Annotated in this window: 20 protein-coding genes and 2 tRNA genes; 16 read left to right on the top strand and 6 right to left on the bottom strand. The window is 64.5% G+C overall.

Annotated features, from left to right (window positions below):
- Nucleotides 1-1,700: glycosyltransferase family 39 protein (locus tag FFS21_RS23640; RefSeq protein ID WP_137927167.1), on the bottom strand; the 1,700-nt coding region annotated here is incomplete at its 3' end.
- Between the two features lie 450 nt (nt 1,701-2,150).
- Here FFS21_RS23640 and FFS21_RS23635 point away from each other — a divergent pair.
- Nucleotides 2,151-2,912, top strand: a complete 762-nt coding sequence (locus tag FFS21_RS23635) for a hypothetical protein (protein ID WP_237380780.1) — start codon at nt 2,151-2,153, stop codon at nt 2,910-2,912.
- 180 nt (nt 2,913-3,092) lie between these two features.
- Here FFS21_RS23635 and FFS21_RS23630 read toward each other — a convergent pair whose 3' ends face one another.
- The 3 genes from FFS21_RS23630 to FFS21_RS23620 all read right to left on the bottom strand — a co-directional run bounded on the left by FFS21_RS23630 (nt 3,093) and on the right by FFS21_RS23620 (nt 5,173).
- On the bottom strand, nt 3,093-3,680 hold the full coding sequence (locus FFS21_RS23630; RefSeq protein WP_137927165.1) for a YjaZ family protein: 588 nt from the start codon (nt 3,678-3,680) through the stop codon (nt 3,093-3,095).
- Between the two features lie 156 nt (nt 3,681-3,836).
- Entirely contained in the window at nt 3,837-4,115 is a 279-nt protein-coding gene (locus tag FFS21_RS23625; protein WP_137927164.1) for an amino acid ABC transporter permease, read from the bottom strand.
- Between the two features lie 143 nt (nt 4,116-4,258).
- Nucleotides 4,259-5,173: an amino acid ABC transporter substrate-binding protein gene (locus FFS21_RS23620; protein ID WP_137927163.1), complete on the bottom strand. Its 915-nt coding sequence runs from the start codon at nt 5,171-5,173 to the stop codon at nt 4,259-4,261.
- 211 nt (nt 5,174-5,384) lie between these two features.
- Between FFS21_RS23620 and FFS21_RS23615 the strand changes: the two genes are divergently transcribed.
- The 15 genes from FFS21_RS23615 (at nt 5,385) to FFS21_RS23545 (ending at nt 21,904) form a co-directional block, all read left to right on the top strand.
- On the top strand, nt 5,385-6,512 hold the full coding sequence (locus FFS21_RS23615) for an acyltransferase family protein (protein ID WP_137927162.1): 1,128 nt from the start codon (nt 5,385-5,387) through the stop codon (nt 6,510-6,512).
- A 265-nt stretch (nt 6,513-6,777) separates the two neighbouring features.
- Nucleotides 6,778-8,016, top strand: coding sequence for a GTP cyclohydrolase II (locus tag FFS21_RS23610; RefSeq protein ID WP_137927161.1), 1,239 nt, complete (start codon nt 6,778-6,780; stop codon nt 8,014-8,016).
- A complete protein-coding gene (locus FFS21_RS23605; RefSeq protein ID WP_137927160.1) occupies nt 8,013-9,296 on the top strand; it encodes a URC4/urg3 family protein in 1,284 nt (427 codons plus the stop codon). Before FFS21_RS23610 ends, FFS21_RS23605 begins: the two co-directional genes overlap by 4 nt.
- 131 nt (nt 9,297-9,427) lie before the next feature.
- The gene (gene upp / locus FFS21_RS23600; RefSeq protein ID WP_137927159.1) at nt 9,428-10,105 is read left to right on the top strand and encodes a uracil phosphoribosyltransferase; all 678 of its coding nucleotides are present in this window, start codon (nt 9,428-9,430) and stop codon (nt 10,103-10,105) included.
- The gene (locus FFS21_RS23595) at nt 10,102-10,764 is read left to right on the top strand and encodes a TetR/AcrR family transcriptional regulator (protein ID WP_237380541.1); all 663 of its coding nucleotides are present in this window, start codon (nt 10,102-10,104) and stop codon (nt 10,762-10,764) included. Before upp ends, FFS21_RS23595 begins: the two co-directional genes overlap by 4 nt.
- Nucleotides 10,765-10,845: 81 nt before the next feature.
- Entirely contained in the window at nt 10,846-11,853 is a 1,008-nt protein-coding gene (locus tag FFS21_RS23590) for a BMP family protein (protein ID WP_370459334.1), read from the top strand.
- A 97-nt stretch (nt 11,854-11,950) separates the two neighbouring features.
- Nucleotides 11,951-13,513: an ABC transporter ATP-binding protein gene (locus tag FFS21_RS23585; protein ID WP_137927158.1), complete on the top strand. Its 1,563-nt coding sequence runs from the start codon at nt 11,951-11,953 to the stop codon at nt 13,511-13,513.
- Nucleotides 13,503-14,594 carry an ABC transporter permease gene (locus FFS21_RS23580; protein ID WP_137927157.1) on the top strand — a complete coding sequence of 364 codons (1,092 nt, stop codon included), beginning with the start codon at nt 13,503-13,505 and terminating at the stop codon, nt 14,592-14,594. Before FFS21_RS23585 ends, FFS21_RS23580 begins: the two co-directional genes overlap by 11 nt.
- Nucleotides 14,594-15,544, top strand: coding sequence for an ABC transporter permease (locus tag FFS21_RS23575; protein WP_171020479.1), 951 nt, complete (start codon nt 14,594-14,596; stop codon nt 15,542-15,544). The genes FFS21_RS23580 and FFS21_RS23575 overlap by 1 nt, the downstream gene beginning before the upstream one ends.
- A 29-nt stretch (nt 15,545-15,573) precedes the next feature.
- Nucleotides 15,574-16,854 carry an amidohydrolase family protein gene (locus FFS21_RS23570; protein WP_137927155.1) on the top strand — a complete coding sequence of 427 codons (1,281 nt, stop codon included), beginning with the start codon at nt 15,574-15,576 and terminating at the stop codon, nt 16,852-16,854.
- Nucleotides 16,855-16,957: 103 nt separating this feature from the next.
- A tRNA-Leu gene (locus FFS21_RS23565) sits at nt 16,958-17,044 on the top strand.
- 402 nt (nt 17,045-17,446) lie between these two features.
- A complete protein-coding gene (locus FFS21_RS23560; RefSeq protein WP_237380539.1) occupies nt 17,447-18,208 on the top strand; it encodes a hypothetical protein in 762 nt (253 codons plus the stop codon).
- A 72-nt stretch (nt 18,209-18,280) separates the two neighbouring features.
- Nucleotides 18,281-18,357 (top strand) — tRNA-Arg (locus FFS21_RS23555).
- Nucleotides 18,358-18,646: 289 nt separating this feature from the next.
- A complete protein-coding gene (locus FFS21_RS23550) occupies nt 18,647-20,059 on the top strand; it encodes a DUF1254 domain-containing protein (RefSeq protein ID WP_137927153.1) in 1,413 nt (470 codons plus the stop codon).
- Between the two features lie 189 nt (nt 20,060-20,248).
- Nucleotides 20,249-21,904: a M30 family zinc metallopeptidase gene (locus FFS21_RS23545; RefSeq protein WP_137927152.1), complete on the top strand. Its 1,656-nt coding sequence runs from the start codon at nt 20,249-20,251 to the stop codon at nt 21,902-21,904.
- A 17-nt stretch (nt 21,905-21,921) separates the two neighbouring features.
- Here FFS21_RS23545 and FFS21_RS23540 read toward each other — a convergent pair whose 3' ends face one another.
- Both FFS21_RS23540 and metE read right to left on the bottom strand, forming a co-directional pair.
- Nucleotides 21,922-24,036 carry a TonB-dependent receptor family protein gene (locus FFS21_RS23540; RefSeq protein ID WP_137927151.1) on the bottom strand — a complete coding sequence of 705 codons (2,115 nt, stop codon included), beginning with the start codon at nt 24,034-24,036 and terminating at the stop codon, nt 21,922-21,924.
- Nucleotides 24,037-24,179: 143 nt separating this feature from the next.
- Nucleotides 24,180-26,564, bottom strand: coding sequence for a 5-methyltetrahydropteroyltriglutamate--homocysteine S-methyltransferase (gene metE, locus FFS21_RS23535; RefSeq protein ID WP_137927150.1), 2,385 nt, complete (start codon nt 26,562-26,564; stop codon nt 24,180-24,182).
- Between the last annotated feature and the right edge of the window lie 6 nt (nt 26,565-26,570).

The following is a 26,570-nucleotide window of genomic DNA, read 5'->3' as shown; positions in this document are numbered from 1 at the left end:
GAAGGGGAGGATGGCAGCGGGAAGTTGCTGACCACGACGCGGCGTCCGTCGCGCGCCACCACGTACATCGGCACCTGCTGCGCGGTCAATGCATCAAAAGTGTGCAGGCCCATGATGCCGAGCGCCGGCCGGCCATCGCGCCATTTGGCAACGAAGGCTTCCATGGTCGGAATCCACTTCTGGGGCTCCTGTTGCGCACCGAATTCGAGTTCGTCCGGTTCCGCGACAATCGTCAGTGTCCGGCCCAGGTAGAACGGCAGGGTGTGATCCAGCATACCCACGCCATACAGTGGCATATCGGGTTTGAGTACGGCGTTGATGGCCGGCACCATATCGACGCCCGAGGCGCGGCGGCCCATCACTTCATGGCCCAGCAGGCCAATGGTGCAGGTCAGGAACATCGACAACGCGAACGCTGCGATGCTCGGCAGCAGGCCGTGCGTGCGCAGCAACCGGCGCGCCAGCAGCATCCCGGCCAGCAGTACCGCGAAGGCCACGCCCACGTAAACCGCGAAGGCGCGGAAGACCTCGTTGGGGTTGCTGTCGCGGCTCAGCGTGGCCACGTACGGCGCGGCGGCGACTCCGACCACGGCGAGCACCAGTAGCGCATTGATCTGGCGATTCCACGATTTCTCGTTGATCTGGTCCAGCGCCACGGCCACCAGCAGGGCCAGTGCCGGGAAGACCGGAACGATATAGCCAGGCAGCTTCGAACTGGAAAGGCTGAAGAACGCGAAGATCGCGGCGAACCAGATCAGGCACATCAGTGCCGGCTGGAACGGCTTGCCCCCCGCGCCGCGTACGGCGCCCGCGCGTTCGCGCACGACAGTCCACATGCGCGGCGTCAACCCGAGCCAGGGCAGCAGGCCGGCCAGCAGCAGGGGCACGAAATACCAGATGGATCCCTTGCGGGCGTGCACCGTGGAGGTGTAGCGCTCCCAGTGCTCGTGGATAAAGAAGAAATGCGGGAATTCGGGGTTGCGGGCCGATACCAGCCAGAACCAGGGCACGGTGACCACCAGCATGGCGGCGATGCCCGTGACGAGATGCAGCCGGCGCCAGAGGCCGAAGTCGCGCGTCACCAGCGTATAAACCACCAGCGCCAGACCCGGCAGGGCGATGCCGACCAGCCCCTTGGTGAGGATCGCAACGCCCATGGCTACCCAGCAGGCCAGCATCCAGCCGCGACGGGCAGAGGGCGTGGTATCGGGATGCTGCGCCAGCAGCATGAAGGCCAGCACACCCGCGAGCGCGCCGGACAACGTCATGTCGAGGGAATTGAAATGCCCGGCCACGCTCCACATCGGCATGGCGAGCATCGCAAGGCCAGTCAGCAGCGCCACGCGGCAGCCATACCAGCGCGAGGCGGCGAGCATCATGGCGCCGATGCCGGCGATGCCGGACAGCGCCACGGCCAGTCGGGCCTGCCAGTCGCCTACACCGAACAGCTCGTAGCCGAGGGTCGTGATCCAGAGGTGGAAGGGCGGCTTCTCGAAATACTTGTAGCCGTTGTAGCGGATGGTGATCCAGTCACCGGACCGGAACATTTCACGCGCGATCTCGGCGTATCGTCCTTCGTCGGGTCGTAGCAGATGGCGCGCGTCGAGCGTGCCAAACCAGACCAGCAGTACGGCGATGGCTACCAGCGCGATCACGCCCATGGGCAGGCCAGCGTCACGCACGGGCGAAGAACTACGCATATCTCTCCTGAATTTGCCGGAAACGGGACGTACCGCATCGCTTCTCTGTGGCGAACACCCCACAACGTGCGACGCCCGGGATTGGTGGACAGCTTTGTGCAGCACCAGAAGCGCCAGATCCGGAGGCGCGGCCTGCGCGGGCGCGCAATGGTAGCACGAGCCACTTCCCCGCCTGGCCGTCCTGGCCGGTCAGCGGGCCGGGATGGCGGCATTGAATTTGATCGGACCAATTCCGGACGCAAAGTTTCGCGCAATGCGCAATACTTCGGCCAGCGGGGATGTCGCTGTGGGTGGACATACCCGAAGGTCGATCCAACGGAACAACACAATATGAAGTCGACGAAACGCGCGAGATCGGCGCTGCCGTGCCTGTGCCTCGCCTTTCTGGGTGTGATGCATGGGGCGCAATCGCAGGAAGTCCTGCTGACGGAATCCGTGCCCACGTCCGGCATGACGCCTCCCATGCCCGGAGCCGCCGCCTTGTGCGATGCCCCGTGGTTCCGCTCTGGCTCGCGTGTCCAGATGGAGGGCGATGGCGAACTGCCCGTGTCGATCACGATGACCTTGCGCGATGTCATGCGCACCGCGCGTGGCTGCAGTGCCCAACTGGAGGTCCGCTCGAAGTCGGCGCTGGCGGCGCTCATGGGGCCGCCCGTGGTCATGGACCAAGTCCACGAGATCAACATCGACCGTAACGCCACCACGTCGCGTACCCGGATCGATAGCCGGAACGCGGTGATCAACGCGCGCGGCCGCTATGCCCGGATGTTCGGCGAGGCATCGTTCACGGGCAGCGGCGTGTTCAATTACGCGGGCCAGGAGATTCGTGAAGGCGCAATGCTCGACGGCGAAACCTTCCAGTCGAGCGTGTCGCTCAAGATCTATCCGCTGGGCGCCGACGAGGTGGTCGGCAACATGGATGCCCAGCGCGCATCGATCATCGTGGGTACCCGCCATGTAGGCCGCAAGCAGATGATCGACACCGTGATGGGCCGCAAGGAGTGCCTGCCCATCACCTACGAGAAACGCACCTCACTGGGCCCGCTGCGCGTGGGCGACGAAATCCTGCACGTGGAACCGAGCGTGCTGCACGTCACCGATTGGTTCTGCCCCGCCGAAGCCTTCGTCCTGCGGACCGAGATCCGTCAGAACAACAAGGTGCAGCGGGTGGATGTGACGGCGCTGGAGATGGAGGATGTGGGGCAGCGGTAGGTAGCGTTGACGCTACTGAGGCTCATTGCTAGAATTGGCGAAAACTACGTGCGAGCGGGTGCAAGACCGTAGCGCCGCCTGGGAAACCAGGTCCCACCTGGAGTGGGAAGTCTGCAGCGATGCAGATAGAGAACCCCGCCTACGACGGCTGCCTCCGGGCAGCCGTCGGTCTTTGTGGCGTCACGCTTTGATTGTTCTGCCTTCGTAGGCCGCTTTCAACAGCGTGTGCAGCCTTACCTTTCGGCCGTTTCTCTGTGAGGCGGATAAACCGTCGTCCAACGGGTAGGCCGACTGCAAACGCATGATCAAGCGAGCTTTGCGTCGTCTGTCGCGTTCCACGCTGAAGAACGCGGCGTAGATCGAATCCAAACCTTCCTCTGACCGCACGCGCCATGTCATGAAGTTGCGGTTCCGGCCGCCGGCACAAACAATATGTTGCTTCGGCAGGTGTAGAACCATCTGGCGCAAATAGCGACGCGAAAGCCAATAGCGCAGTGGATCGAGAACACGGATTTCGCGATTGTCCCGGTAAATTTCCTCCGGTGGTATCAACTCTTGTGAGCGTGTATCCGCGCCAAGGCTGCGAGAAAAGCAATGGCACGAGAAGAGAACGATCACCGTAGCCTCGAAGCCGATGTCCGACCTAAACGCAAACGAATCCAGATGGCGCAGATCCCAGTGCGAATCCTGGAATCGGACAGTTGGAAAGCACTGATGGCACTCTTTGGGTGGCTCAACTTCTTGCAAACATGCCTCGTCTTCGCCCATAACAGTGGTTGCTTCGCATGTGAAAGAAGCGACCCATTTTAGGCAGAACGACTCTGCTTGAACCGCTCTGATGCAGTTTGAGGCACAAAATGAGAAAGGAGCCCAAAGGCTCCTTTTTTGTTGCAGTCCGATTGCCTCAACAATCGGTTGTCTGTCTTAATTCGCCGGTGCAGCCTTCTTCGTTTCCTTCTTGGCCTTCGGCTTCTTCGGGGCGGCGGACTGGTCAGTCAGGTCGGCACGGGTGCTCTTGTTCGCGCCCTGCGAATACGGGTCGAACTTGTCGCCGGACTTGGCGCCCTGGCTGTACGTGTCGAACTTCTCGCCTGCCTTGGCGCCTTGCGAATACGGGTCGAAGGACTTCTTGTCCTGGGCAATGGCCGTCACGGAAGCGGCGGCGAGACCCAGCGCGATGGCGGTGGCGATGACTTTCTGCATGGTGTTTCTCCTGAGTTTGCCGCTTTCCGGCGGTTCGCGTTATGCACGATGTACCGGAAGGTAGATCGCGCCCAAGCCAGTGTGGACAACGGTGGATGGGCCGTCAACTCAGGAGTTCTCCGGGGGTTGTGCCCCGGAAATGCTTACTCCGTCACAGCGTCCGACGGATGCTTCCAGGCGTTGACCACTTCGGCGGACGGGGCCAGGGCGAGGTTGGTGCCGCGCGTGCCAATGGGCTGCTGGAACCAGCGCTTTTGCAGCGCCGAGGCGTCCGGGCTGGCGAATGTCCTGGCCAGCGTCTGGTCGACCAGTTGCTTCCAGGCCGGATCGGCCTTCGAGAGCATCAGCGCGTTCTGTTCCACCGACAGCGCCGGGCCGACGATCACATATTGCGAGGGATCTTTCGACTTGGCGCGCAGGCCGGCCAGCAGCACATCGTCCATGACGAATGCCTGGGCGCGGCCGGTTTCCAGCAGCAGGAACGATTCGCCATGATCCTTGGCGTAGACGTCATGAAAGCCATATTCGCCCTTGAGGCGGCGAACGTGGCGGTCGCCCGTGGAGCCAGCGCTGGTGACCACGGTCTTGCCGCGCAGGTCGTCGAACGACTTGATGCCCGAATCGGCACGGACCAGCATGCGCACGGTAGAGACATAGTGCGACACGCTGAATGCCACCTGCTTCTGGCGCTCCAGCGTATTGGTATTCGGCGCGCAATCCAGATCGACAAGGCCGTTCACCACGGTAGGCACGCGGTTCTGCGGCGTCAGCGGAAGCCAGCGCACCTTCAGATCCTTGAGCCCGAGCTTCTGCTTGGCGGCCTCCGCCACGCGCAGGCACAGGTCCACGGCGTAGCCAGCCGGCTGGCCTTTGTCGTCACCGAACGAGAACGGCAGCGCCGATTCGCGGTAGCCGAGCGTAATCGTGCCGGTGTCGCGGATCTTGTCGAGGACCGGGGTTTGCGACGGCTGCGCCTGGGCGGCGGGCAGCAGCACGGCGGCAAGCGCGATACCGGCGAGCAGGCGTTGCAAGGCAGTCGGGAGGGCGGAGAGCAGCATGGGTTCAGGAGCGAGTGCAGGCAAAGACGCGAGGGTATACCCGGCGGTGGCTGCCCCAAACAACTGTTTTCTTATGAGCTAATGCGCCATTCCGGTGCGCGCGCCGACCGTTGTGGCCGTATCAAATGCTTACCGGCGTTACGCCCGATGTCGATTCCGGGCGCACCAATCCGGTTACAATCGCGCCCACTTTGTACCTTTTACATAACAAATGGGCCCCCGTCCTTCCCGTCTGGCTTGCGTCGACGCACTGAAGGCGGTCAGCTCGCAGCTGATCGTATTGCATCACCTGGCGTTCTACGGACCGATGTCGGACGCCGCCCAGTCGCTGGCGCCTGGCCTGATTGGCTGGCTAGCCGACTACGCGCGCATTGCGGTCCAGGTCTTCCTTGTCATCAGTGGATTCCTTGCCGCCCGTAGCCTGGCGCCGGGCGGCGTCCTGACCCTGCAAAGTCCACTGGCCGCCTTGTGGCGCCGTTACCAGAAGCTTGTGGTGCCGTATGCCTTCGCGATTGTCGTGGCGATCGTCGGTGCCGCCATCGCGCGTGCATGGATGCACCATGACTCGATTCCGGCTGCGCCGGAACTGGCGCAGTTCGTCGCCCATATCCTGTTGCTGCACAACATTCTGGATGTGGACGCGCTGTCGGCGGGTGTCTGGTATATCGCCATCGACCTGCAACTCTTTGCGCTGCTGGTGATGGCGCTGTGGCTGGCGCGCGGGGTGTCTCGCCAGTGGCTCTCGCTGGGCGTGCCGATCGTGGCGGTGCTGGCCGCGGCTTCGCTGTTCTGGTTCAACCGCGATGCCCATTGGGACATCTGGGCGGTCTACTTCTTCGGTGCGTACGGCCTGGGCGCCCTGGCTTTCTGGGCATCGAGCCCGGGGCGTTCGCTGCTGCCGCTGGTATTCCTGGCTGCGATGGGAGTGGCGGCACTGGCGGTGGACTTCCGGCTGCGAATTGCCGTGGCGCTGGCTACCGCGCTGCTATTGGCGCTGGCGCGCCGGGGTGGATGGATGGAGCACTGGGGGTCCGGCGGTCTGTCCGCACGATGGTTTGCGCGCTTGTCGGCCCGTTTTGGCGCCATCTCCTATTCGGTGTTCCTGGTGCATTTCCCGGTGTGCCTGGTCGTCAATGCCATCGTGTTCCATCTTGCACCGGGCCAGCCGTGGTGGAATGCCCTGGGCATGGCCGTCGCGTGGGGCGCCAGCAACGTGGCCGGTGCCGTGTTCCACCGTTATGTGGAGTCCGCCGATCCGATCCGGGCAGTTGTGGCATGGCTCATCGCTGGCTCGCCAGCGCGCAGCAAGACAGGGATCGAAGAGCGCGCGGGCGGCTGACGCGGCGGCTTCGGGAAGGAAAACGGCACGTCTCTCGGCGTGCCGTTTTTCTTTTGAGGTTCAGGATTCGGTGCGCGTGCACCGCGATGTACCGTGTCCGCCACAGGTGGGTGCCCGTCTTGCACAGGCGCGGTGCGTACGGGATGCCACTAACGGTAACAACCCCAGTTGGGCGTTGGCATGATGGTTGCCTAGTATGGACATATAAACCTGACCATCTGGTCAGGATTCAGGTACCGGTCCATACCCGGAAGACGAGGCTGCCATGTCCGATCACATCGTCCTGACTTCGCACGCGCGGCGCGACAAGCCCGCCGAGGCCATTCACTGGGGTGCCTCCACGGCGGCGGAGCGCGGACCTGTGATTGCCAGCCTGACCGACCCCGCGCAGCGCAACGTGATCGGCACCCATTCGGGCGCCTATGCCATCTATCGTGCGCTGGCCGTTGCCTCGGGTACGCTGCCGCGCGGGCACCGGCCGGACCTGACCGATACCGCGCCGGCCGAGGCCATCGGCCCGCACGCGCAATGGGGCGACCCGGACAAGATCGTGTCGCTGGACCCCTGGGGCCATCTGGTCTCCACGGTGTTTGCCGACCGCATCGCGGCGGGTGTCGATATCCGTCCCACCATCGCAGTTACCCGCGCGCATATCAACATGCCCGAACTGGTGGCCGGCATCGCGGCGGGCCGGCTCAAGCCCGATGGCGACATCCTCCATGCCAACGGCGATGTGCGCGTGACCAAGGCCGCCATCGATCCGGTCTGGTACCTGCCCGGCATCGCGCGCCGCTTCGACATCAAGGAAAGCATCCTGCGCCGCAGCCTGTTCGAGCAGACCGGCGGCATGTTTCCGGAACTCGTGACGCGACCCGACCTGAAAGTCTTCCTGCCCCCCATCGGTGGCATGACGCTGTATTTCGTCGGCGATGTGAGCAAGCTGGGACAGCCGGAGACCCGCGTGGCCTGCCGCGTGCACGACGAATGCAACGGTTCCGATGTCTTCGGCTCGGACATCTGCACGTGCAGACCTTATCTGGCCCACGGTATCGAAGTGTGTATCGAGATGGCGCAACAGGGCGGCGTAGGCCTGGTGGTCTATAACCGGAAGGAGGGCCGCGCGCTGGGCGAGGTGACCAAGTTCCTGGTCTACAACGCCCGCAAGCGCCAGGTGGGCGGTGACCGCGCAGAAACCTACTTCGCGCGCACCGAATGCGTGGCAGGCGTGCAGGACATGCGGTTCCAGGAGCTGATGCCCGATGTCTTCCACTGGCTCGGCATCAAGCGGATCGACCGCTGGGCCTCGATGAGCAACATGAAGCATGGCGCGCTGACGGCGCAGGGGATCGAGGTGGTGGAGCAGGTGGCCATCCCCGAGGCGCTGATCCCGGCTGACGCGCGCGTGGAAATCGATGCGAAGGTGGCGGCGGGTTACTTCACCAGTCTCACGCCGCCGGACGCCAACGAACTGGCCCTGGCCAAGGGCAGGGGGTTGAACGAATGACCGAGTATGCCGAAGGGGAAACCCGCGGCTGGCACACGCCCGTGCCCGCCGAACATCCCGCCTCCGTATTGCTGAGCGGGGAAGCGGTGCGTACGCACTGCGCGGTGGTGACCGAATTCGTCGCGTCGGGCGAATCGGAGCTGTTCACATGGCATCCCGACCGCGTGGCAGCCATTGCCGATTACGTGGCCGGGACGATCAAGCGCCGCTATCCGGACCTGAAGGTGCCGTATCACAGCCGCTGGCGACACTTCGAGAGCGGCGGGCCGGGCAACGATGCGATCAACCGCTGGCAGATCCTGTGCGAGCGGGCGGGCATGACCGGGGCCGATCATTGCGCCGACCGCGCCCGTATCGGCATCGACCTCGTGATCCCCAGCGTGCTGCTCGACGCCGGGGCCGGGCCGGACTGGCGTTATCGCGATCCGGCCAGCGACATGATGCTGACGCGCTCCGAAGGTCTCGGCGTGGCCAGTTTCGATCTTTTCGCGCGTGGCGGCTTCTCGGCCGAGATGGGCGATCCGCTGCGCGCGGACGCCGAGCGCCTGGCGTCGATCGACGCCTCCACCATTGCCACGGCCTTTCAGGTGGCCCAGCACAATCCGCTGGTTGGCCTCGAAGGACGGGCCGGCCTGCTGCGTCGACTGGGCGAGGTCATGCAGGCCACGCCCGCCGTGTTCGGCACGCCGGCGCGGCTGGGCAACCTGTTCGATTACCTGAGCAGCCATGCGCAGGATGGACGCATCGAAGCGGCCTTCGTATTGCGCACGCTGCTGGTGGCGCTCGGTCCGGTGTGGCCGGGACGCGTGCAGGTAGAGGGTGTGTCGCTGGGCGACTGCTGGCGGCATCCGGCGGCGCCGGGCGGGCTGGTGCCATTCCACAAGCTCACGCAGTGGCTGACTTACTCGCTGCTGGAGCCGCTGGAAGATGGCGGGCTGACGGTCACAGGACTCGACGCGCTGACCGGGCTACCGGAGTACCGTAACGGCGGACTGCTCTACGACTTCGAACTCACCGTGCCGCGCGATGCCGAATTTGCCGCTCGTACGCATACCGTGGACGAGCCCGAGATCGTGGAATGGCGCGCGCTGACCGTGACCGGTCTCGATCTCGTGGCCGACGCCGTGCGGCAGGCGCTGGGCATCAGCGCCGCCGATTTTCCGCTGGCGCGCGTGCTGGAGGGTGGCACATGGGCGGCGGGGCGTCGCGTTGCCGCACAGCGCCGGGCACCGGGCGGGCCGCCGCCATTCGCGATCCAGAGCGACGGCACCGTGTTCTAGAACTTACCGGCCTCGCGCGTGAGCCAGCGCGCGGGAAACCAGGTTTGCAGGCAGCCGGCACGGCGGGCCAATGACCCGCTGCGCCAGGTTTCACTGAATTGTCAGAACCCAGAATCGCCAGGGAGCGCACCATGACCGATATGTCGAACGCAGCCATCGCAGCCGAAGCGGGCACGGCACCGCCTGCCGTGATGGTCGTCAATCATCCGCTGGTGCAGCACAAGGTCACGCTGGTGCGCAGCGAGGACACTACCACTGACAACTTCCGCCGCCTGGTGCGAGAGATCAGCCAGTTGCTGACCTACGAGGCCACGCGCGACCTGGCCATGGAGACCATTGCCATCAAGACGCCCATCGCGCCGATGCAGTCGCCGGTGCTGTCGGGCAAGAAGCTCTGCCTGGTGTCGATCCTGCGTGCAGGCAACGGCTTTCTCGATGGCATGCTCGACCTGCTGCCCGCCGCGCGCGTGGGCCATATCGGCCTGTACCGCGACCCCGAGACGCTGGAGCCGATCGAGTACTACTTCAAGATGCCCGAGGATATCGAGGAACGCTTCGTGATCGTGGTGGACCCGATGCTGGCCACGGGCAACTCCGCCATCGCGGCCATCAACCGGCTCAAGGAGGCGGGCGTGACCGGCATGAAGTACGTGTGCCTGATCGCTTCGCGTCCCGGGCTGACCGCGCTGCGTGCGGCGCATCCCGACGTGGGAATCGTCACCGCCGCAATCGACGAGGAGCTGAACGAGCACGGCTACATCGTGCCGGGCCTTGGCGATGCCGGCGACCGGCTGTACGGCACCAAATGATGGACGCGCTGGCACGCGTGCCGGTGGCGCGCGAATCCGGTGGGCGGATCCGGCAGGAGAACGAGGCGCTGATCCTGCGCGCGGCGGAGCACGTGTTCGCGCGCGCGGGGTTTGCCGGGGCCACGATGGCCGACATTGCGCTGCGCGCTGGCGTGCCGAAATCGAACCTGCACTACTACTTCCGCACCAAGCAGGCGTTATATCGCGCGGTGCTGGCGCATACGCTGCAACTCTGGCTGTCCGAGACCGACATCATCAGCGCCGATCACGCGCCGCGTCGCGCGCTGGAGCAGTACATCCGCGCCAAGATGCGGCTGTCGGCCAGTCATCCCGATGCCTCGCGTGTCTTCGCCAATGAACTGCTGCACGGTGCGCCCGAGATCGGCAACGTGTTGCGTGAAGCGCTGCACGAACTGGTGGCGCAGAAGGCCCGGGTCATCCGCGCATGGATCGATGGCGGGCAGATGGCGCCCGTCGATCCGTATCACCTGTTCTTCACAATATGGGCCGCCACGCAGACCTATGCCGATTTCGATGCGCAGGTTTGCGCTGTGCTCGGCGTGAGCCAGCTCGATGCCGACGATTTCGAGCGTGCCACCGAGCATCTGGTAGCGCTGCTGCTGCGTGGCTGCGGGCTCCACGAAGCGGAACTGGCCTGAGCCGCGCAAGTTCTCGAAGAAGTTTCCAAACAAGTTTTCAAAGCATTCCAACGTCACACAATGCAAAAGGGGAGTGAAGTCATGCACATGGGAAGCGATCGCCGTCACTGGATGAAGGCGCTGGCGGCAACTGCCGCGCTGGCCGGGTTGGGTCTGTCGCCGCTGGCGCACGCGCAGTCGAAGATCAAGGTGGCAGCGGTCTATACGGTGCCGGTGGAGCAGCAGTGGGTGTCGCGCATCCACAAGGCGCTGAACGAGGCCAAGGCGCGTGGCGAGATCGACTACGTGTTTTCGGAGAGCGTCTCGAACGCCGACTACGAACGCGTGCTGCGCCAGTATGCCGAGCAGGGTTCGGGACTGATCCTCGGCGAATCGTTTGCCGTGGAAGGCGCCGCCCGCAAGGTAGCCAAGGACTATCCGAAGACGGCCTTCCTGATGGGCTCGTCGGGCAAGCCGCAGGCGCCCAACTTCTCGGTATTCGATAACTACATCCAGGAGCCGTCGTACCTCACCGGCATGATCGCGGGCGGCATGACCAAGACCAACCACATCGGCATGGTCGGCGGCTACGCCATCCCCGAAGTGAACCGGCTGATGCACGCGTTCATGGAAGGCGCGCGCGAGGTGAATCCGAAGGTGAAGTTCACCGTGAGCTTCATCGGCTCGTGGTTCGATCCGCCCAAGGCCAAGGAAGCGGCCTTCGCCATGATCGACAAGGGCGCGGACGTGCTCTACGCGGAGCGCTTCGGCGTGTCGGATGCCGCCAAGGAGCGCGGCAAGCTGGCCATCGGCAACGTGATCAACACCCAGCCGCAATATCCTGCCACGGTGGTGGCGTCAGCGCTCTGGAACATGGAGCCGACTGTTGCGGCGGCACTTGCCAAGGTCAAGGCCGGCCAGTTCAAGAACGAGGACTACGGCCAGTATTCGCTGATGAAATTCAAGGGTGCCGAACTGGCGCCGCTGGGCACGTTCGAGAGCAAGGTGCCGGCGGATCTGATGACAAAGGTGCGCGCAAAGGAAAAAGCGATTCTCGACGGCAAGTTCGCGGTCAAGGTCGTGGAGACCGAACCGAAGTCAACGCCGTGATGGCGATGCCTTGATCCGCCTTTCTTGATTGTCTCTGCCCCGTTCCGTGCAGGTGTGCATGTGAACGGGGCATCTTCTATTTGCTGACGAACATTAGATGTCCCAGGTTTCTCCGCCGGTTCTCCGGCTATCCCATATCAGCAAGCGCTTCGGCTCACTGGTGGCGAACGACGATATCTCGCTCGATCTCCATCGCGGCGAGGTGCTGGCGCTGCTCGGCGAGAACGGCGCCGGCAAGAGCACGCTCGTCAATATCCTGTTCGGCCACTACACGGCCGATGCGGGCAGCGTCGACGTGGATGGCACGCCGCTGCCACCCGGCAACCCGCGCGCGGCGTTGGCCGCAGGCGTGGGCATGGTGCATCAGCATTTCACGCTGGCCGACAACCTGTCCGTGCTCGACAACATCGTGATCGGCACCGAGTCGCTCTGGCAACCACGCCAGCGGCGACGTGCCGCGCTCGCGCGGATACAGGATCTGGCTGCGCGCTTCGGACTGGCGGTGCAGCCGCATGCCAAAGTGGGATCGCTCTCCGTTGGCGAACGCCAGCGCGTGGAAATCATCAAGGCGCTGTATCGCGGCGCGCGCGTGCTGATCCTCGACGAACCTACCGCCGTGCTGACCCCTCAGGAGGTGGAGAGCCTGTTCCGCACGCTCAATCAATTGATTGCCGAGGGACTGGCGGTGATCTTCATCAGCCACAAGCTGGACGAGGTCTTGCGCGTATCCCATCGCGTGGCAGTGCTGCGCGGTGGCCGACTGGTGGCGACCCTGGCAGCGCAGGGCACCAGCAAGCCCGAACTGGCCGAGCTGATGGTGGGGCGCCGCGTGGAAATGCCGGCGCGAACCACAACAACTGCCAGTGACAAGGTAATCGCTTCGCTCGATCGCGCGAGCGTGGCAGCGGCGGGCCGCATGGGCCTGCACGATATCTCGCTCGATCTGCATGCCGGTGAGATCGTCGGCATCGCCGGGGTGTCCGGTAACGGACAAGTCGCGCTGGCCGAGTTGATGAGCGGCATGGCAAGTCCATCCACGGGTCGCGTGACCTTGCATGGCGATGCGTTGCCCGCGCAGCCCAGACGCTGGATCGGCGCGGGCGTGGCGCGTATCCCGGAAGATCGCCACGCCGAAGGCGCGGTAGGCGACCTTGCTGTCTGGGAGAACGCCATTGCCGAACAACTGGGCAACGAGACTTTCGTACGCGCAGGCGTGATCCGCCGTGCGGCGGCCCGTCGCTTTGCGGGCGAACTGGTGAGCCGGTTCGATGTGCGCGGCGGCGGCATCGACGTCCCCACGCGCGCGCTGTCCGGCGGCAATATGCAGAAACTGATTCTGGGGCGTGCGCTGTCCGTGCGTGGCGCGGAGACACCTCGGCTAGTGGTCGCAAGTCAGCCAACCTGGGGACTCGATATCGGCGCGGTGGCGTATGTCCATCGCCAGTTGCTCGAAGCGGCAGCGGCGGGTGCCGCCGTGCTGCTGATCTCCGAAGATCTGGATGAATTGATGGCGTTGTCCGATCGCATCGCCGTGATGCATGCGGGGCATCTGACCGCCGCGCGACCGACATCCGCATGGACGCTGGCATCACTGGGCCTCGCGATGGCCGGTGCCGACAGCGCAAACAGCAACGATGCGGAGGTAGCCCATGCGGCTTGAAGCCCGAACCTCCGTGTCGCGCAGCGCGCTCGTAGTGGCACCGCTGGCCGCTATCGTCGTGACGCTGCTGATCTGCGCGATCCTCGTGGCGTTTGCCGGCGCTCCCGTCGGCAAAGCCTATCTGCTGCTGCTGGAAGGTGGCTTCGGCTCGCGCTTTGCGTGGTCGGAGACGCTGACGCGCGCCACGCCGTTGATCCTCACTGGGCTGGCGGTGGCCGTGGCATTCCGCACGCGCCTGTTCAATATCGGCGCCGAAGGGCAGCTCTATCTCGGCGCGCTCGCCGCCGTGGCAGTGGGCGGGCAGGTCGATGGCGCGGCGGCGCCCTGGGCGGCGTCGCTGCCCAATGGCGTGCTGTTTGGCTTGATGGTGGCTGCAGGCATGCTGGCCGGCGCACTGTTGCTGCTCTTGCCCGCAGTGCTCAAGATGCGGCTCGGCGTGGATGAAGTGGTTACCACGCTGCTGCTGAATTTCATCGTGCTGCTGGCGGTATCGGCCATGCTCGATGGACCGATGAAAGACCCGCTCGCCATGGGCTGGCCGCAATCTGTGGCACTGGTGCCGGAGCTGGAACTCTCGCGATTGATGGAGCGGTCGCGTGTCCATGCGGGCTTGCTGATGGCGCTCGCGCTGGCGGTGCTCGTCTGGGCCATCAACCGCTTCACCGTGTTCGGCTTGCAGATGCGTGCGGTGGGCGCCAACGCGCGCGCGGCGGCATTCGCGGGCATGCCCGTGGCACGCGTTACGCTGCTGGCGGCGGCGCTGTCCGGTGCACTGGCGGGGCTGGCCGGTGTGGTAGAGGTGGCAGGGCGCACCGGTTACCTGACACTCGATATGTCGCCCGGCTACGGCTATACGGGCGTGGTGATCGCCATGCTGGCGGGACTGCATCCGATAGGCGTCGTGGCCTCGGCGGTATTTGTGGCCGGCATTCTGGTGGGTGCCGATGGCATGAGCCGCGCGGTGGGTGTGCCGAACGCAATCGCCGATGTCATCGTGGCGGTGGCGCTGCTGTCGATGCTGGTGGCGACGATGCTCACGCGCTATCGCGTCCGTTTCGACCGCATGGGGAAGGTGGCCTGATGGAACTGTTCGATATTCTGGCCGGCGCCCCGTTCTGGATCGCCGTGCTGCGCGTGGCCACGCCGCTGATCTTTGGCACGCTTGGCGTATTGCTGTGCGAGCGGGCGGGCGTGCTGAACCTCGGCATCGAGGGAATCATGGTGGCCGGCGCGTTCTCCGGCTGGCTGGCGGTGTACCAGGGCATGCCGCTCTGGGGTGGCGTGGCCGTGGCGGCGGGCGTGGGGCTGTGCCTCGGCCTGCTGCACGGCTGGCTGACGGTGTCGATGGCGCTGTCGCAGCATGTGGCAGGGCTCGGCGTGACGATGCTGGCGACGAGCGTGTCCTACTACGCGTATCGGCTTGGCTTCGCGCAGGTCTCGTCGCCGCCCACGATCACACCGTTTGCGCCGATGACGTGGTGGCAGGACGTGCCGATCATTGGTCCCGTCATGGCCGCCGAGACCGCGCTGACGCTGCTCGCCCTGCTGATGGCACCGGTGCTGGCATGGCTGCTCTATCGCACGCCGCTGGGGCTGGCCGTGCGCATGGTCGGCGAGAACCCGGCTGCGGCCGAAGGGCAGGGCATTCGCGTCAATGCAGTACGTATCGGCGCGATCATGGCGGGTTCCGCGCTGATGGCGATTGGCGGCGCGTTCCTGACGCTATCAGCCTTCAACGCGTTCTTCTTCAACATGATCAACGGACGCGGCTGGATCTGCGTGGCGCTGGTGGTGTTCGCGTCGTGGCGTCCCGGCCGGGCATTGCTCGGCGCGGTGCTGTTCGCTGCGTTCGATGCGCTGCAACTGCGTCTCCAGCAGGGCGGTGCCAGCCTGCCGGGCCTGCCCACGCTGCCGTATCAGGTCTACCTGATGCTTCCCTATATCCTCTCGATCGTTGCCCTGATCCTGGTGGCGCGGCGCGCGGCCTATCCGCAAGCGCTGATGAAGCCGTACCGCAAGGGCGAGCGCTGATCCGAACCGATAACAAAGAGACCATTCCCATGTTCGACACCATCCTGCGTCATTGCAACCTGCCTGACGGCCGTGCCGATATCGATATCGGCATCACCGGCGGCAAGATTGCTGCCGTGGCACCGCAACTGCCGGGCACTGCCGGCGAGGAAATCGATGCCAGCGGGCAGCTTGTCTCGCCGCCGTTCGTCGATGCGCATTTCCATATGGATTCCACGCTGTCGTACGGCCTGCCGCGCGTGAACCAGTCCGGCACGCTGCTCGAAGGCATTGCGCTGTGGGGCGAACTCAAGCCGCTGCTGGTGCAGGAGGCCATCGTCGAGCGTGCGTTGGCCTATTGCGACTGGGCGGTTGCCAAGGGCCTGCTGGCGATCCGCTCGCACGTAGATATCTGCGATCCGCGACTGCTGGCCACCGAAGCGCTGCTGCATGTGCGCGAGCGCGTGAAGCCCTATCTCGATCTGCAACTGGTGGCGTTTCCGCAGGACGGCGTGCTGCGCGCACCGGGCGCACTCGACAATCTGCGCCGTGCGCTGGACATGGGCGTGGACGTGGTGGGTGGCATTCCGCATTTCGAGCGGACCATGGCGGACGGCGCGGCCTCGGTCAAGCTGCTCTGCGAGGAAGCGGCCAACCGGGGCCTGCGCGTGGACATGCACTGCGACGAGAGCGACGATCCGCTGTCGCGCCATATCGAAACGCTGGCGAGTGAATCGGTAAGACTCGGACTGCAGGGCCGCGTGACGGGCTCGCACCTGACGTCGATGCACTCGATGGACAACTACTACGTCTCCAAGCTGCTGCCGCTGATGCGGGAGGCTGGCGTGGCGGCCATCGCCAATCCGCTGATCAACATCACGCTGCAAGGCCGGCACGACACCTACCCGAAACGTCGCGGCATGACGCGCGTGCCCGAAATGCTCGCCGCCGGCATCCCCGTGGCCTTCGGGCATGACTGCGTGATGGACCCGTGGTACGGACTGGGCTCGGGCGACATGCTGGAGGTGGCGCACATGGGTCTGCACGTCGCCCAGATGACCGGGCAGGAAGCGATTCGCGCCTGCTTCTCGGCCGTGACCGAAACGCCGGCAAAGATCCTCGGTCTGGAAGGCTACGGCCTGGAACCAGGCTGCCGCGCGGACCTTGTGCTGCTGCAAGCCGGCAATCCGGTGGAAGCCATCCGCCTGCGTGCCGCGCGGCTGCTCGTGATGCGCGCCGGCAAGGTCATCGCCCGTACGGCACCGGCCACGGCCACGCTATCGCTGCCGGAACGCCCGGGCCAAGTCGATTTCCGGTTACATCGGCAATGAGTTCTGGAATTTGTCGAGGCTCGGATAAAAAGCTGTTGACAGATGTGACGATCCTTCTTAAGATCTCGTTCTTCGCATCGCCGTAGCAATACAGCGAAACGAAGCCCAGATGGCGGAATTGGTAGACGCACTAGGTTCAGGTCCTAGCGGTGGCAACACTGTGGAGGTTCGAGTCCTCTTCTGGGCACCAAATTCAGAAAACCCCTGTTCGCAAGAACAGGGGTTTTTCCGTTTACGGTCGTGCCATTTGATACCCCCGACGGTTTTCTCCCCTCTCCCGCATCGCGGGAGAGGGGAGAAAACCGACAGCGGGGAGACCACCAAAAGCAGCTCCGCATTAACCCCACCGCAACCCGTTTCTCATCCCTCTGTCGGGCGGCCGATCCCACATTCGCAGCTAACGATCCGCAAGCCTTTGACCTATGCTCAAGCTGACCGGGCATGGTTCACACAACGCTCGGCAAGGGTGGTCATCATGTCCGTACTGTTGATGTGCGGAAGAGAGGAGAGCACCGGGCGTGAGTCCGGGCGGGGGTGCTGTGTGCCTGCGCATCCTTCGTATCATCCTGGTCTTCCCCTGTGCGTTGCGTTCATGTTGCTGGCCTGCGCGGTCGAGCATGCCCGGGCGTTTGCCGAAGCGCCGCCGTTCGGCGAGGCGCCGCCGCAGATCGAAGAGGCCGCATCACCCGCGCCCTTGCCAACGCCAGTCCAGGACGTGACGCTGTCCCTGGTTCCGCCCCGCATGGTGGTAGAGAACGACGAGCCGGATCTGCCGATTCCCGTGCATGCCTCGCGCATGCCTGAAGGACAGGTATCGGTCGATGTGGAGACGGTAACGATCAACCTGGCATCGATCGATCGCGTCGTGGAGCGTTTTCGCAGCGGGCCGCGTGATGCGGCGCTGCATATCGACGACAACTCGACAGGTTCCAATTTCGTGGACAGCCGTGTGCGCAGCATGGCGCTGGCATTTGACGCGCCGCTGTCGCGCAGCGGGCTGACCCTGCAACCGCGCGTGGAGATGGCCTATCGTCCTGGGTTGTCGCCGGTTCCCGGCAACTGGGACGCGCCCCCCGGCGAGAGCAGTGCCACGGGCCTGGCGGTGCGGCTCTACAACTCCCGGCCCACGCGGGTGAGCGGTGTCTATCCCTATGTCGAAGCCGACTGGTGGCAGGATAACCGTGCGCGCACCATCAACATCAACGGCACGCGTATCGACACCGACCTGCTGCGCGGACTGCTCTCGTTCAATGTGGGCGCGCAAAGCCGGTCGAACACGGGACTGAAGGTGTGGGTCAAGGCGCGGGCAGGACGCAATGCCGGGGGGACGGTGGGGGCACGATACCGCTGGTAGCGGCTTGAAAAAGATGGCGTGCAAAAAACACTTGCGCGCCGAATCAGTTTCTATATAATTCGGGCCTCGCGTGCGGCTGTAGCTCAGTTGGATAGAGTACTTGGCTACGAACCAAGGGGTCGTGGGTTCGAATCCTGCCAGCCGCGCCACCTATGCAATGAGGAAGGGCTTCCGGAAACGGAAGCCCTTTTTCTTTGCCGGATTTCTGCCCGACCCGTCCTCAACGTGCTGTTTTCGACACAGGTCCTCGCAGCCTCCGCCTCCGTTCCTACCATAGTGTTCGCTTTCCCCCCGAACCGGCCGTCGGGGTCATTGACAGTGGACAACCCCCAGCCCATCATTCGTCCGGAATAGATGCGCCTCCGGAGCAACTCACGCGCCCCCAGTCGTTGTGACACGTTATTTCGGAAGGCCGCCACTCCAAAGGGAAACGGGGTCATGAACCGATCAATCCGCCAACTGGCAAGCGTGGTCGCGCTTGCCGTCTTGCTGTCCGCCTGCGCATCCGCACCCGAGCCGGTAGTCAAGGCGCCAGCTGCCGAACAGCCACCTTCCGATCAGGCGATGAAATCGCTGTCGGCCGAGGTCTTCACCTTCGCGTATCCGCTCGTCCTGATGGATGTCACGCGAGAGGTGATGACAGCGCGGGTGCCGGTGAACACGTTCACGCACAAGCGTGTCTTTCCGGATGCTTCGTTTGCGGACGTGGTGAGTCCGAATGCCGATACGCTGTACTCCACGGCCTGGCTGGATGTGTCGAAGGAGCCCGTCGTCATGTCGGTGCCCGATACCGCCGGACGCTATTACGTCATGCAGATGCTCGATGCCTGGACCAACGTGTTCGCCTCACCGGGTAAGCGCACCACCGGCACCAAGCGCGGCGCGTTCGCGATCGTCGGGCCTGACTGGCAGGGCACGTTGCCGAAGGGCGTGCAGGAAATCCGCTCGCCCACGGACATGGTGTGGCTGATCGGCCGGATTCAGACCAACGGCAAGGCCGATTACGGCAACGTCCATCGCCTGCAGGACCAGTTCCGGCTGGTGCCGCTGTCCGCCTGGCGCAAGGGCACACGCAGCCTGCCGCCGGCCACGCCCCGCGCGACGCTGGTGGATACGGAAACGCCGCCGGTCGAGCAGGTGGCCGCCATGGACGCGCAGGCATACTTCAGCCGCCTGGCCTCTCTGCTGCAGGACAATCCGCCGTCCCCGGACGATGACGCCATGGTGGAGAAGATGCTGCGCATGGGTATCCGTCCCGGCGAGCCCTTCAAGACCACCGTGCTGGAACCGTCGACCGCGCGTGCCGTGCAGGAAGGTGCCACAGCGGCCCTGGCCACCGTGACGGCCAACGCGCGCAAGAGCGCCGCAGGCGGTTCGGGCTGGCGCGTGTCGCGCGATATGGGTGCCTATGGCATGGACTATGCGCGGCGTGCGGCCGTGGCGATGTTCGGGCTCGGCGCCAACCTGCCCGAGGACGCGATCTACCCGACGGCCCGTGCCGACGCCACGGGCCGTCCGTTCGATGGTGGTGCCCGCTACGTCATGCACTTCGAGAAAGGCCAGTTGCCGCCTGTGAAGGCGTTCTGGTCGCTGACGATGTACAACGACAAGCAGGCATTCGTCGGCAACGAACTGCAGCGCTACGCCATCGGCAGCCGCGACCGCCTGCGCTACAACCGCGATGGTTCGCTGGACATCTACATCCAGTACGAACGGCCGGCCCCGAACCAGATGGCCAACTGGTTGCCGGCGCCGCCCGACGGCTTCAACCTGATGATGCGCGCCTACTGGCCTGATCAGGTGCTGCTCGACGGCAAGTGGATGCCGCCGCCCGTGCAGCGCGTGAACTGATTCGTGTTGTAGTCGTCGCCGTGTCGACAAGGCCCCTCCCACAGCGGAGGGGCTTTGTCTTTGCCGGACGGATTTCTCGCCGTTTTACGAATGCCGTGATCGCATTGCACGGCGTCAATATTCGGACGTTCCCTCGGAAGCATCCTGACCGAGAGGCCACGTGCCTCGTTATCGGACAGGAGTTTCTTCATGACGTCACATCATTTCAGATCGGGCGCGTTGCTGGCCGTTGCACTGCTGGTGGCCGGCTGCCCATCGTCCAATCCTTCGCCCGGCACTGGCAAGCCGGATACACCTATCGCACCCGTTGCCACAATCGAACCGGCGTGCTCCGGTTGCAGTGCGGTCTCGCCCACGCAGTACAGCGGGCAGGGCACGGGCGTGTGGGCCTATTCCAACGAGACAGACCAGCCAGTCTCAATTCCAGTCTCGCTCCGCAATTTAAAAGGGCAGAACGTATCGCTGGTGTTTTCCAATGACAGCGGCGACGCACAGCTCATGCCGATGACTGCGCAAGGCGATACGACACGGAGTCGTCCGCAGGCAGCGGAACAGCGGGAAGTGTCACCATCGTTTGGCGATCAGGTCCGCGCCTTCAATCAGTCCGGCTGGGTGCAACGCATCGAGAAACTTCGCGCATTGCGTGGCGAGGTGCCGCCGACGGCGCGGGACGGGGGCGATCTGCCCGAGCCAACGCCAGCTGCCCAGCTTGGCGATTCGCGTCAGTGGCACGACGGCAAGACCGACACGCCACGCGACACCACTCTGATGCGGCAATCGACGACAAGCGATGGCGTCACGGTGAACTTCTGGCTGGAGGACAGTGAGTCCGATGCGGAGAAAGTCACCGGAGAGATGCTCGACACCCTATCCACGCAGTACACCGTTGCAGACGGCATTTATGACTTCCTGATCGGAGTAGGCGGCCCGCTGTGGGGCGCCCACAACCTGCCCGAACTGATTGGCGGCACCGGGCAGACGGTCAATATCGTCTTCATGAAAATGGACGAGACGGGCTTGGCTGGATTCTTCTCCGCCAACAACGCGTTCACGCGAAATCCGTCTGAAGCGGATACGCTGAGCAGCAATCAGGCGGTGGTGTTGTTCATCGATACATCGATCATGTATGCCGAAGACGGGGGCGGCATCGGCACGGCGCTGCTGACGTTGGCGCATGAATCGATCCACATGCAGAACTTCTATCGTAGGGGCGTGCGGCTGGGGCCGGACCATGTCATGGAAACCTGGCTCGATGAAGGCACGGCGGTCATGGTGGAAGACTTCATGAGCGGCCGGTTGCTGGCGACCTACAACGAGATCGCGGACACCCGCCTGCCGCAATACACCCGCACGCCGCTCTATGCCTGCCCGGTGTTCCAGTGGCCGGAAGACCGCGAAGCCTGCGACGGCTATGGGGTCTGGGGCGCGTGGGGCGGCTACCTGAACCGCCAGTTCGGTATCGATTTCTTCCGGAATCTGCTGAACGACAGTACGAACAAGTCTTCCACGGACATGCTCGACGCAGCCATCCGCTCGGTGCGTCCGCAATCGGGCACCGTGCCGGAACTGCGGCGCTGGGCTGCATCGGTTGGAGCGCTGATACCGGCCGAGAATGCACCTTCCGGTTATGGCTATCCGGCGCGTACGGAAACCGGCTACGCGTTGCCTGCAATCGATTTGCAGACGCTCGCCGCGGAGCGCAAGCTGCCGACGCCCGGCGCCACGCTGCCGGCCCACTCGGTCTTGCCGATGGTTCGACGCAATGTGACGGGCACCTTCATCGAGAACGTTGTCGTGCCGCCGCGCACCACGTTGTCCGTGATCATCCACGACGGCAAGGTCTGACCCCGACCCGCTGCACCTCAGAAGCGGTACTTCATCCCGGCATAGAACGCGCGTCCTGTGCCGGGATAGAACACGGCGGTATTGGCCGCCCGCGCATCGGTCACGGTGCTGAAATCGCTGATGTAGCGCTTGTCGGTCAGGTTGCGCGCATCGAGGAACAGCGTCACGCCACGCTCGAATTCGTAGCTGGCCTCGATGCCAAACAGCACGTAGGCCGGTGTCTTCAGCGTGTTGGCATAGTCCACATAGGCGCCGGTCGGCACCCAGTCGATGGTGCCTGCCACCCGCAGCCGTGTGTTGCGGCTGTAGGCCAGCGTGGTGCGAAGCACATGTTGCGGCACACCGGCGATGCGATTGTTGCCGTAGACCGGATCGTTGTCGAAGCGGAAATCGCTGTAGTTCCACAGTTGCGATACGGTGACCTTGTCGCCCTTGCCGAACAGGTCTCGCAACACATCGGCGCTGGCCCCAAACTCCACGCCTTGCAGCACGGTCTTGTTGGCATTGAACGTCGAGGCCGGGATATCGGCATTGACCGTGTATTGCAGCAACTGGTCGCGCAGCAGCGAGCGATAGGCCGTGATGTCCCACCCGAAGCGATCGGTCTTGCCGCGCGTGCCCACTTCGAGCGTCCAGCCATGCTGGGCCGATAGCGGGACGAAGCGCTGCGTGGTGCCGATGGTCTGGTTCAGATCCGAGAAGTCGGGCACATCCGCGCTGCGCGTGATGTCGATGAACGCCTGCACATCGGGCTTCGGTTCCCACAGCACGCCGAACTTCGGATTCACGCCGCTATAGGTCGTGGCATCGGCCTTCGCCGTGGGATTGGTCGGCAAGCCGCCGTAGTCCGTGTATTCGCGACGGTTACGATACGCCTTGGCGCCAGCCATCAGCGCCACGGTGGGCAGCACGTAGAGACGGTCTTCGAGATATGCCTCGTAGTTGTAGGCATCCTGCGCGGCGTTGAGCGTTTGCGCACCGCGATTGCCGTTGACGTTGACGTACTGGCGCGCATCGTTGTTGCCGCCGAAGAAGCGTGCGCCGGCAATCAACTGGTTGCGCATGCCGCCCACGGTGAACTGCCCTGTGTAGCGCGGCGCGAATCCGTAGGTCCAGTAATCCTGGTCGATGACCTGGAAGATCGGGTGGTACAGGCTCTTGTGGATGGCCCACGTCGTGAAATCGATCTGGCCGTTATCGAGCTTGACGCTCGTGACATTGGCCAGCCGCTCGGTGCGCGTGTTGCGCGCCTGATCGCCAGCCAGCGCACTGGCCGAGGCCATGCGCGGCGTGTTCAGTGCCTGGTTCAGCGTCAGCGCGCCGGGCAGCAACTGATCCACGATATACGCGCCGAAGTAGAAGCGCGTTTCCACAGCCGGCGTGAAGCGATAGCCCACATTGGCGTTAATCTGCTCGTACTGGCCGCGCTCGTGGTTGCGCCAGCCCTCCGAGTGGCTGACCGTGGCATTGACCAGAAAATCCCAGTTGCCAATCTGGCGTGCCACCTGTCCGCTGCCACGGATCGTGCCGAAGCTGCCGCCATCGATACGCACCATGTTTGGCGATTCCACGGTGAGCGCCGTGGGCGTGGTGAAGTTCATCGCGCCGCCCAGCGTGGTGCTGCCGTAGGCCAGACCGTTGCCACCCTTGTAGACCTCTGCGGCCGACAGTGCGAGCGGATCGACCTGATAGAAATCGCCGCTGCCATCGGCAAAGTTCGTGGGCACACCGTCCTGCAGGATCTCGATGCCGCGCGTGTGGAAGCCGCGCGCAATGCCCGATCCGCGGACCGAGAGCCGCAATTCCTGGCCGTAGCGCTCCTGCACATAGACGCCGGGCGCGTTCTTGAGCACGTCGCGCAGATCGAAGGCGTAGGTGTTGGCATAGGTGGCAGCATCGACAAATCCGACCGAGCCAGCGGACTGGAACAGCGATTCGCGCTGCTGGGCCACGCCGGGGACGGTCAGCGAACCGGAGGCGGGTGCCGTGGCGGTGACGGTAGGAAGTGTCGGGATTCTGGCCTCGTCAGGCGTGCTGCCTGCGGCGCCGACGGCGCCTTGTGCCAGTGCCGCGCCGGACAGCGCAGCAACGGGTAGCGCCGCCGCGCGGCGCCATGGGGTGGGTCGTTTCATCGGGTCGAAGGCTGCACCGGGTCAACCTCGGCACGCCCCTATGTTCTTGTTGGGCTCGACCGGAAGCATACGAAGCGGCCCACTGCGGCGCCATGTGGCACAGCGCCGCAGCGGATCGGATCACCACATATGCTCAGGCGTTTTCAGACTGCCGCCTGGCCCACGCACTCGGCACCGCATGCCGCACCATGCACATGTGCGGCCACCGGTGCAGGGCGCGCCGGCCGCGTGACACGCTTCCACGCGATCGACGCCTCACCACCAAGCCTGGTGCGCAACTGGCGGGCGGCGCTCACCATGTTGGCCAGCGCGGCTTCGGTCTCGGGCCAGCCGCGCGTCTTGAGACCGCAGTCCGGGTTGACCCAGAGACGTTCGGGCGGAATCACCTCGCAGGCCCGTTCGAGCAGGCGCGTCATGGCTTCCACCGATGGCACACGTGGCGAGTGAATGTCGTAGACGCCCGGTCCGATCTCGTTCGGATAGTCGAAGTCGCCAAAGCCTTCGAGCAGTTCCATGGCGGAGCGGGAAGTCTCGATGGTGATGACGTCAGCATCCATGGCGGCGATGGCCGGCAGGATGTCGTTGAATTCGGCATAGCACATATGGGTATGGATCTGGGTCTCGTCGCGTACGCCAGCGGCGGAGAGCCGGAACGCGTTGACCGCCCAGTCGAGATACGCCGCCCAATCTTCACGGCGCAGCGGCAAGCCTTCGCGCAGGGCCGGTTCGTCGATCTGGATCACGCGGATGCCCGCGGCTTCCAGATCCACCACTTCGTCGCGGATCGCCAGGGCAAGCTGGCGGGTGGTCTCGGCGCGCGGCTGATCGTCGCGCACGAATGACCATTGCAGCATCGTCACCGGGCCGGTCAGCATGCCCTTCATCGGCCGGGTGGTCAGCGATTGCGCATAACGCGCCGTGTCCACGGTGATCGGGTCGGGACGATAGACATCGCCGTAGATCACGGGCGGTTTCACGCAGCGCGAGCCGTAGCTCTGCACCCAGCCGTTCTCCGTGAAGGCATAGCCACAAAGCTGTTCGCCGAAGTACTCGACCATGTCGTTGCGCTCGGCCTCGCCATGCACCAGTACGTCCAGCCCCAGTTCTTCCTGCTTGCGCACAGCCAGTTCGATCTCGCCACGGATGCGCTCCAGGTACTCCAGCGCGCCGATATCGCCGCGCTTGTAGGCGGCACGCGTCTGGCGGATAGCGGCGGTCTGCGGGAACGAGCCAATCGTGGTGGTGGGCAACGCAGGCAGCTTGAGCGTGTCGCGTTGCCGCGCGATGCGGATGTCGAAGGCGCTCTGGCGCTCGGCCATGGCGGGCTGCACGGCGGCTAGGCGCTTCTGCACCTGCTGGTTTACCACGCGGCGCGAGGTGCGGCGCGCTTCCTGAGCGGCGTCCGAGGCGTCCAGCCTGGCGGCCACTGCCGCTTCGCCTTCATTCAATGCCGTGGCAAGTGTGCAGATTTCATCGAGCTTCTCGGTGGCGAAGGCCAGCCACGATTTCAGTTCGGGATCGAGGCGGGATTCGGCATCGAGCGAGACCGGCACATGCAGCAGCGAGCACGACGGGGCGAGCCACAGGCGGTTGCCGAGCTGGGCGTGCAAGGGCTGCAGTGTCTCCAGCAGGCGGCGCAGGTCGGCGCGCCAGATATTGCGGCCATCGATCACGCCGGCGGAGAGCACGGCGGTCTTGGGCAGCACCTTGAGCCAGTCTGCGAGTTGCTGCGGGGCGCGCACCAGATCGATATGAAAGCCGTGCACGGGCAGCGCGGCGGCGCGGGCGGCGTGCGGCGCGGCGGTGTCAAAGTAAGTGGCCAGCAGCAGCTTCACGCCACTGTCGGCCAGAGCCGGGTAGGCATGATCGAAGGCGTCGAGCCATTGCGGCGGCAGGTCCAGGCACAGTGCGGGCTCGTCGATCTGCACCCATTCAATGCCCCGGGCGCGCAGTTGCGACAGGATGCGCTGATAGGCGCTCACCACCTTGGGCAGCAGGCTCAGACGGTCGAAACCGGCCACATGGGACTTCGATAGCCACAGGTAAGTCACGGGACCCACCAGTACCGGACGCGGCGAAAGCCCTTGCGCCAGCGCCTCTTCGATTTCATCGAAGTACCAATTGGCGCCGCCGTCGAAGGTGCTCTCCGCATCAAGTTCGGGGACGATGTAGTGGTAGTTCGTATCGAACCACTTGGTCATTTCCATGGCCGGCTGGGCAGCATTGCCGCGCGCCAGTTCGTAGTACTGCGCCAGCGTCAGGGTTTCGGCATCGAAGCCGAAGCGCCGGGGCAGGGCGCCGAGCAGCGTGGTGAGGCCAAGCATCTGGTCGTACCAGGCGAAGTCGCCAGCGGCCACGGTCGACAGCCTGGCCGCCGTCTGCAGTTGCCAGTGGCGGCGGCGCAGATCGGCGCCGGTTTCGCGCAGCGCGGCTTCAGAGGTTTCGCCGCGCCAGAACGCTTCCTGCGCGAATTTCAGTTCGCGGCGCGCGCCGATGCGCGGAAAGCCGAGGATGTGGGTCTGTGCCATGCCGGT

Source organism: Cupriavidus sp. 2SB, from assembly GCF_005503625.1.
Lineage (GTDB): Bacteria > Pseudomonadota > Gammaproteobacteria > Burkholderiales > Burkholderiaceae > Cupriavidus.
Note: the sequence above shows the minus strand (reverse complement) of the source record. Positions and strands in the feature narration are given on the sequence as shown.

Bases quoted from the DNA above. Each gene is read 5' to 3' on its own strand.
- upp (WP_137927159.1), top strand. From the start codon at position 9,428: ATGACCGATATGTCGAACGCAGCCATCGCAGCCGAAGCGGGCACGGCA.
- FFS21_RS23580 (WP_137927157.1), top strand. From the start codon at position 13,503: ATGCGGCTTGAAGCCCGAACCTCCGTGTCGCGCAGCGCGCTCGTAGTG.
- FFS21_RS23615 (WP_137927162.1), top strand. From the start codon at position 5,385: ATGGGCCCCCGTCCTTCCCGTCTGGCTTGCGTCGACGCACTGAAGGCG.
- FFS21_RS23550 (WP_137927153.1), top strand. From the start codon at position 18,647: ATGAACCGATCAATCCGCCAACTGGCAAGCGTGGTCGCGCTTGCCGTC.
- FFS21_RS23590 (WP_370459334.1), top strand. From the start codon at position 10,846: ATGCACATGGGAAGCGATCGCCGTCACTGGATGAAGGCGCTGGCGGCA.
- FFS21_RS23545 (WP_137927152.1), top strand. From the start codon at position 20,249: ATGACGTCACATCATTTCAGATCGGGCGCGTTGCTGGCCGTTGCACTG.
- FFS21_RS23540 (WP_137927151.1), bottom strand. From the start codon at position 24,036: ATGAAACGACCCACCCCATGGCGCCGCGCGGCGGCGCTACCCGTTGCT.
- FFS21_RS23605 (WP_137927160.1), top strand. From the start codon at position 8,013: ATGACCGAGTATGCCGAAGGGGAAACCCGCGGCTGGCACACGCCCGTG.
- FFS21_RS23575 (WP_171020479.1), top strand. From the start codon at position 14,594: ATGGAACTGTTCGATATTCTGGCCGGCGCCCCGTTCTGGATCGCCGTG.
- FFS21_RS23625 (WP_137927164.1), bottom strand. From the start codon at position 4,115: ATGCAGAAAGTCATCGCCACCGCCATCGCGCTGGGTCTCGCCGCCGCT.
- FFS21_RS23595 (WP_237380541.1), top strand. From the start codon at position 10,102: ATGATGGACGCGCTGGCACGCGTGCCGGTGGCGCGCGAATCCGGTGGG.
- FFS21_RS23630 (WP_137927165.1), bottom strand. From the start codon at position 3,680: ATGGGCGAAGACGAGGCATGTTTGCAAGAAGTTGAGCCACCCAAAGAG.
- FFS21_RS23560 (WP_237380539.1), top strand. From the start codon at position 17,447: ATGTTGCTGGCCTGCGCGGTCGAGCATGCCCGGGCGTTTGCCGAAGCG.
- FFS21_RS23635 (WP_237380780.1), top strand. From the start codon at position 2,151: ATGACGCCTCCCATGCCCGGAGCCGCCGCCTTGTGCGATGCCCCGTGG.
- FFS21_RS23610 (WP_137927161.1), top strand. From the start codon at position 6,778: ATGTCCGATCACATCGTCCTGACTTCGCACGCGCGGCGCGACAAGCCC.
- FFS21_RS23620 (WP_137927163.1), bottom strand. From the start codon at position 5,173: ATGCTGCTCTCCGCCCTCCCGACTGCCTTGCAACGCCTGCTCGCCGGT.
- metE (WP_137927150.1), bottom strand. From the start codon at position 26,564: ATGGCACAGACCCACATCCTCGGCTTTCCGCGCATCGGCGCGCGCCGC.
- FFS21_RS23570 (WP_137927155.1), top strand. From the start codon at position 15,574: ATGTTCGACACCATCCTGCGTCATTGCAACCTGCCTGACGGCCGTGCC.
- FFS21_RS23585 (WP_137927158.1), top strand. From the start codon at position 11,951: ATGTCCCAGGTTTCTCCGCCGGTTCTCCGGCTATCCCATATCAGCAAG.